Source organism: Staphylococcus lugdunensis (genome assembly GCF_002901705.1).
Lineage (GTDB): Bacteria > Bacillota > Bacilli > Staphylococcales > Staphylococcaceae > Staphylococcus > Staphylococcus lugdunensis.
On sequence record NZ_PPPV01000010.1, the window covers coordinates 1 to 243 of the forward strand.

A 243-nucleotide genomic window follows, 5' to 3' on the forward strand; every position below is an offset into this window, starting at 1 on the left:
CAAGCTGGTAATACAGTAGTTCACTTTAGCGATGGTCATTCAATCACTGTACCAAAAGGCCAAGACGGACATTCAGTAGGTATTCAAGAAATCACTAAAAATGCTCAAGGTGAAACAGTTGTAACATTTACTGATAACCACTCAATCACTATTCCAAAAGGCGCGAAAGGTGATAAAGGTCAAGATGGTACATCAGTAACATTAACGAACACAACAACAGATGGAGACGGTAATACAGTTATC

The 243-nt window shown here is 38.7% G+C and carries 1 pseudogene; it reads left to right on the forward strand.

Annotated elements, in window-relative coordinates:
* Positions 1-243, forward strand: a pseudogene (locus CD041_RS12100) (hypothetical protein); the annotation flags it as partial.